This is a genomic window from Veillonella sp. (assembly GCF_019414865.1).
Classification (GTDB): Bacteria; Bacillota; Negativicutes; order Veillonellales; family Veillonellaceae; genus Veillonella.
The window spans coordinates 1-4577 of sequence record NZ_DXLG01000124.1 but is presented as its reverse complement, the minus strand read 5'-3'; the positions used below and the strand labels follow the sequence as shown (position 1 = coordinate 4577).

At 41.8% G+C, this 4577-nt stretch carries 4 protein-coding genes; 1 reads left to right on the top strand and 3 read right to left on the bottom strand.

Annotation, left to right across the window (positions count from 1 at the left end; genetic code table 11):
• Positions 1–86: 86 nt before the first annotated feature.
• Entirely contained in the window at positions 87–1040 is a 954-nt protein-coding gene (locus QZ334_RS07070; RefSeq protein ID WP_227721183.1) for a 2-hydroxyacid dehydrogenase, read from the top strand.
• Positions 1041–1250: 210 nt separating this feature from the next.
• On the opposite strand, the gene pflA is transcribed toward QZ334_RS07070, so the two are convergent.
• From pflA to pflB, 3 genes are all read right to left on the bottom strand, one after another.
• The gene (gene pflA / locus QZ334_RS07065; protein ID WP_295233138.1) at positions 1251–2027 is read right to left on the bottom strand and encodes a pyruvate formate-lyase-activating protein; all 777 of its coding nucleotides are present in this window, start codon (positions 2025–2027) and stop codon (positions 1251–1253) included.
• A 12-nt stretch (positions 2028–2039) separates the two neighbouring features.
• Complete coding sequence (grcA3, locus tag QZ334_RS07060) at positions 2040–2279, bottom strand: autonomous glycyl radical cofactor GrcA3 (protein ID WP_024066082.1); 240 nt, start codon at positions 2277–2279, stop codon at positions 2040–2042.
• Positions 2280–2346: 67 nt separating this feature from the next.
• Complete coding sequence (pflB, locus tag QZ334_RS07055) at positions 2347–4464, bottom strand: formate C-acetyltransferase (protein ID WP_295233135.1); 2118 nt, start codon at positions 4462–4464, stop codon at positions 2347–2349.
• Between the last annotated feature and the right edge of the window lie 113 nt (positions 4465–4577).

The following is a 4577-nucleotide window of genomic DNA, read 5'->3' as shown; positions in this document are numbered from 1 at the left end:
AGTATTTTCCTTAATAGGTGTATGTACCCCTAGATTTGGGCATTATGTATACTCTATAAAATTTAATAGCTATGTAGGAGGTTCTCATGAGCGAACGTGTAGTAGTGGTAAATGCAAGTAAAATGAATTATGACCATGCATTAGATTTTTCTGTATTATCTAGTGATGTACAGGTCTATGATAATAGTACAAATGAAGAGCTTATTGAGCGTATCCAAGGTGCTCGTGTAGTAGTAACAAAAGAGCTTCCTGTTAATGCTGATTTGCTTTCACAATTCCCAGATACTGTAAAACTCATCGTAGAAGCGGGTACAGGATATAATAATATCGACCTTAATGCAGCAAAGGCAAGAGGCATCACTGTGTGCAACATCCCAGCGTACAGTACTGAACGCGTGGCACATACGGTAATCATGATGATCCTCAATTTTGCATCTACCATGCAGAAACAAATTAGCATGCTCGCTAAAGGAGATCGCAGTAATTTCACAAAATATTTACAAGTGAGCCACACAGAAGTGAATGGTAAAATATTAGGGGTTGTTGGTGCTGGTCACATCGGTATGGAAGTTATCAAAGTAGCAAAAGCACTGGGGATGAATATCTTGGTTCATACGCGCACACCAAAGGCTGATGGAGATGGCATTCGTTATGTAAGTCTTGATGAATTACTAGAAAATAGTGATTATATTACATTGCATTGCCCATTGAATGAACAAACTAAGTACATGATTAATAAAGAAGCTATCAGCAAAATGAAAACTAGTGCAGTCATCGTAAATACTGGCCGTGGTCCTCTCATTAATGAAGCAGACCTTTGTGAAGCATTAGCGGCTAAACGCATTGCAGGTGCAGGCCTTGATGTACAAGAGGTAGAACCTCCAGTAGAGGATAGCCCTCTATATACACTGGATAATGTTATTATCACACCTCATATGGGCTGGAAAGGCCTTGAAACACGCCAACGCTTGGTAGGCATCATTCGTGACAATGTACAAGCATTCTTTAAAGGTGAACCAATTAATGTAGTATCTAAATAAATAGATATTAAATAAATAGGCTATCAAAGGAAATGTGCGCTGAACATACAAAAATTAGTGTACAAATAATAGAAATTAAAACGATCTATAAATACAATAAGAGCCGTCCCTGGTTGTGTGGGGCGGCTCTATTGTTTAGGGCTATCATAGATCAAGTTTTTAATATATATGTGTATATATATCAAGGGAGGTAGTTATCCTCAAACTTGATTATGATTGATGTTGTGTTTTGATGGGACTCCACCAATGGCGTCGATAGGCCTTGATGCCTTCCACCACGGTTCTTGTCGCTTTAGCCGCTAAATCTTTTGTTGCGGCCGGTATGCCCTCTAGGCGATAGGTGAGACCTAACTCCTTATATTTAGCAGTACCCATAACGTGATATGGTAAGCAATCAACGGCTTGTAAGTTTTTCAGAGATCCTAGGAAAAAGCCTAGACGATAGTGATGATCTGCATTATCTGTAATCGTAGGAACTACAACGTGACGAACCCAAATGGGAACTTCTACGTCTGCTGTCAATCGTGCAAACCCAAGAATAGGCTCTAACGATTTGCCGGTTAACCACAGATGTTTATCAGGATCGATTTCTTTAAGGTCTAGGATGACGAGACTAGTGACACTGAGTAGCTTACGGTAGGCCACCTCTTGGTGGGGATCAAAACAAATTCCACTTGTATCTAAACAGGTATGGACGTTTCTTTCACGGAAATATGTGAAAAGCTCAGTTACAAAATCGATTTGCATCAGAGCTTCCCCACCTGTGACGGTGATACCACCATTAGTATAAAATTGGCGGTTACGTTCGTACTGGTCCCACAATTCTTCAACAGTCATGAGCTTAGCTTCGGCGCTAGTTTCATTCCACGTATCAGGATTGTGGCAATAAGCACAACGCATGGGGCATCCTTGTAGGAATACCACCATGCGCATGCCTGGACCATCAACCGTACCCATCGTTTCAACCGAATGAATACGTCCAGTCATAGAAAACCTCGATTAGATTTGTTGATGGAATGTACGAGAAATAACTTCGTCCTGTTGTTGTTTTGTCAATTTGCTGAAATGTACTGCATAACCAGATACACGAACAGTCAATTGAGGGTACAATTCAGGATGTTTTTGAGCGTCTAACAATGTTTCGCGAGTGAACACGTTAACGTTCAAATGGTGACCACCTTTTTGGGAGTAGCCATCCAATAATTCTACCAAGTTATCAACTTGTTGTTGGTTGCTCATGGGTATTCCTCCTTTCAACCAAGATACGAGTATTGATGCCGGTGAAAGCATACAATACGATGGAAGATTATTTTTCTTCCTCTATAGTAACATTTGGTTCGCTGCATGCGAAGTTTGTATTGGAGTTAGGCAATTGAGAAGGGTCTAACTCAATATCAAAATCGCCTACGGCTACAAATGTTTCACCAGATTTACCTAATGCGTCTGGAACGATGGAGAAGGTATTGGAAATACCGTCGGAGCAATCGCGCCATGGCATTTTTGCAACGGAAGACAACGAAGCTACAGCACCGTGAGAATCACGACCATGCATAGGGTTAGCGCCAGGAGCGAAAGCCTCACCAGCTTTACGGCCGTCTGGAGTAGAACCTGTTGCAGTACCGTATACTACGTTAGAAGTAATTGTTAACAAGCTCATAGTAGGAACGGATTGACGGTATGTAGGATGTTTACGCACTTTGTTCATGAATGTGGAAACAACCATAGAAGCCAAGCTATCTACACGATCGTCATCGTTACCATATTTAGGGAATTCACCTTCGATTTCGAACTCAACAGCGATGCCGTTTTCGTCGCGAATAGGTTTTACCTTAGCGTATTTAATGGCAGACAAGGAGTCAGCTACTACGGATAAACCAGCGATACCAGTTGCAAACCAACGAGTTACCTTGCGGTCATGTAATGCCATTTCTAGTTTTTCATACGCGTATTTATCGTGCATGTAGTGAATGATGTTCAATGCGTTTACATATACGCCAGCCAACCATTCCATCATGTCGTCAAATCGTTCCCATACTTCGTCGAATTCTAAGTACTCAGACGTGATAGGGCGGTATTTAGGACCGATTTGTTTTTTTAGTTTTTCGTCAACGCCGCCGTTGATTGCGTAAAGCAAGCATTTTGCTAGGTTAGAACGAGCGCCGAAGAATTGCATTTCCTTACCAATACGCATTGGAGATACGCAACATGCGATAGCATAGTCATCGCCAGAGTTAGGACGCATCAATTCGTCATTTTCGTATTGGATGGAAGATGTTTCGATGGATAATTTCGCACAGAAACGACGGAAGCCGATAGGCATGCGAGGAGACCACAATACAGTGAGGTTTGGTTCTGGAGCAGGACCAAGGTTAGTCAATGTATGTAAGTAACGGAAGGACATTTTGGAAACCAATGTACGACCGTCAGTACCCATACCACCGATAGATTCAGTAGTCCATACAGGATCGCCTGTGAACAAGTTGTTGTATTCGTGGATACGTGCGAAGCGAACCATGCGCAATTTCATGATGAAATGATCTACGAACTCTTGGATTTGTTCCTCTGTGTATGTACCGTTGCGAAGGTCACGTTCAGCATAGATGTCTAGGAATGTAGAGTTACGGCCGATGGACATAGCAGCACCGTTTTGCTCTTTAATAGCGCCAAGGTAGCCGAAGTAAATCCATTGCATAGCTTCGCGAACGTCTTTTGCTGGCTCGGAGATATCGTAACCATAGGACGCAGCCATTTCTTTTAATTCCTTCAAGGAACGGATTTGATCTTTAATTTCTTCGCGGTCGCGGATTACGTCTTCAAGCATATCACCCATAGTGATATTGAATTCTTGGTTTTTCTCTTCGATTAGATAGTCGATACCATATAATGCGATACGACGGTAGTCACCGATAATACGACCACGGCTATACGCATCTGGCAAACCAGTTACGATATGTGCTGTACGAGCGGCACGCATTTCTGGTGTATATACATCGAATACGCCATCGTTGTGAGTTTTACGATGCTTTTTGAAGAAGTCCTCTGTTTGAGGGTCCATTTTAAAGCCATATTCTTCGATAGCAGATTTTGCTGTACGAAGGCCTCCATAAGGGAACATAGCGCGTTTTAGAGGTTTATCAGTTTGTAAACCAACGATTGTTTCAAGGTCTTTGTCGATATATCCTGGCGCATGCGCAGTGATGTGTGTAGCCACGGAAGTATCGGCATCAAGCATGCCACCTTTTTCGCGTTCTTCTTCGTATAGTTTCATTACCTTGTCCCACAATTTTGTAGTACGTTCTGTAGGACCAACTAGGAAGGAGTCGTCCCCTTCATAGGGAACATAGTTTCTTTGGATAAAGTCGCGTACGTCAATCGCTTTATCCCACACACCTGTGTTAAAATCTTTCCATGCAGTATGTTGCATTTTGCACCTCCATAAAAGGATATAACTATAGATTTCTATGCCTATAGTGTACAATGTTTGTCCTGATTTAACAAATTTTAAATGATATATATTTTCAATACATACTATGCGAT